The organism is Streptomyces europaeiscabiei (assembly GCF_001550375.1).
Classification (GTDB): Bacteria; Actinomycetota; Actinomycetes; order Streptomycetales; family Streptomycetaceae; genus Streptomyces; species Streptomyces europaeiscabiei.
In genome coordinates this window covers 1-2177 of the sequence record NZ_LRTR01000573.1, presented here as the reverse complement: position 1 = coordinate 2177, position 2177 = coordinate 1, and the positions used below count along the sequence as shown (strand labels likewise).

Sequence of the window (2177 nt, the reverse complement as noted above, 5' to 3'; positions counted from 1 at the left end):
CGGGCCCGTTGAGGGCGGCGATACCGAGTTCGTGCTCGCGTCCGGCGAGCAGCGGCAGCACCTCCTCCTCGGTGGCCGAGACCGACGCCATCGCGCCGCCGGCCGGAAGAGCCTGCATCAGTCGGCCGCGGGCGGCGACGAGGGCGCAGGCGTCGTCCAGGGAGAACACGCCGGCGATGTGGGCGGCGGCGATCTCGCCGACGGAGTGCCCGGCGACGAAGTCGGGCCGTACGCCCCAGGATTCCAGCAGGCGGTAGAGGGCGACCTCGAAGGCGAAGAGGGCGGGCTGGGCGTGCTCGGTGCGGTTCAGCCGCTCGGCGTCGTCGCCGAGGACCACCGTGCGCAGTCCGGGGACGCGCTCGCACACGGCCTCGAAGGTTTCGGCGAACACCGGGTGGGCCGCGTGCAGTTCGCGGCCCATCCCGGGCCGCTGGGCGCCCTGCCCGGTGAACAGGAACGCGGTCCTGCCGCCGGTGCGGGCGGTGCCGGTGACCGTGCCGGGCAGCGGCACTCCGTCGGCCAGAGCCCGCAGTTGGGCGGCGAGTCCGTCCCGGTCGGCGCCGACGAGGACGGCCCGGTGGGGGAACGGGGTACGGGTGGTCGCCAGGGCCAGGGCGGTGTCGGCGAGCGGAACACCGGGGTGCCCAGTCACATGGTCGAGGAGTTGTGCGGCCTGGGCGCGCAGGGCGTCCCGGCTGCGGGCACTGACCACCCACGGCACCGGAACACCACCCCGCACCCCGCGCGACTCCTGCGCCACCGACTGCTCGGCCACCGGCTCGCCGGTCACCCACTGCTCGGCCACCGGCTCCTCGGCCACCGGCTCCTCGGGAACGGCCTCCAGCACCACATGCGCGTTCGTCCCACTGATACCGAACGACGACACACCCGCACGACGCGGACGCTCCACCAACTCCGGCCACTCACGCGCCCGCGTCAGCAACTCCACCCCACCCGACGACCAGTCCACATGCGACGACGGCGCATCCACATGCAACGTCGCCGGCAACACCCCATGCCGCATCGCCAGCACCATCTTCATCACACCAGCGACACCGGCGCCCGCCTGCGTATGACCCACATTCGACTTCACCGAGCCCAGCCACAACGGCTGCCCCTCGGCCCGCTCCCGGCCGTACGTCGCCAACAACGCCTGCGCCTCGATCGGATCACCCAGCGTCGTACCCGTACCGTGCGCCTCCACCACATCCACCTCGGACGCCGACACACCCGCATCCACCAGAGCCGCACGGATCACCCGCTGCTGAGCCGGACCGTTCGGCGCACTCAACCCGTTCGACGCACCGTCCTGATTCACCGCCGAACCACGCACCACCGCCAGCACCGGATGCCCAAGACGCCGCGCGTCCGACAACCGCTCCACCAGCAGCAGACCACCACCCTCCGAGAACCCCGTCCCGTCCGCCGCATCAGCGAACGCCTTGCACCGACCGTCCGCCGCAAGACCCCGCTGACGACTGAAGTCCACGAACAGACCGGGGGTGGACATCACCGTCACACCGCCGGCGAGCGCCATGTCGCACTCGCCGCTGCGCAGTGACTGCGCGGCCAGGTGGAGGGCCACCAGGGAGGAGGAGCAGGCCGTGTCGACGGTGACCGCCGGGCCTTCCAGACCGAAGGTGTACGACAACCGGCCGGAGACGACGCTGGCGGCGTTGCCGGTCAGCATGTAGCCCTCGAAGTCCTCGCCGGAGGCGGCGAGCATGCCGGTGTAGTCCTGCCCGTTGGTGCCGGCGAAGACGCCGGTGCGGCTGCCGCGCAGCGCACGCGGGTCGATGCCCGCCCGCTCGAACGTCTCCCAGGCCATCTCCAGCAGCAGACGCTGCTGCGGATCCATGGCCAGTGCCTCGCGTGGCGAGATGGTGAAGACACCGGGGTCGAAGTCGGCGAAGCCGTCGAGGAATCCGCCGACGAGGGTGGAGGTACGGCCGGCCTTGCCGGGCTCGGGGTCGTACAGGGCGTCCAGGTCCCAGTCGCGGTCCTGCGGGAAGGGGCCCATCGCGTCGGTGCCGTCGGCCAGGAGCCGCCAGAACCGCTCGGGGGTGTCGGCGTCGCCGGGGAAGCGGCAGGCCATCCCGACGATCACGACGGGGTCCTCGGCCCTCTCGCCGCGCGCCACGGCGACGGCGCCGCCGGATGCGGCCGGTGTGGCCGGG

The 2177-nt window shown here is 72.5% G+C and carries 1 protein-coding gene; it reads right to left on the bottom strand.

The features are described from left to right. The coding region (locus AWZ10_RS27740; RefSeq protein WP_159058359.1) for a type I polyketide synthase at positions 1–2177 on the bottom strand (2177 nt) is incomplete at both ends.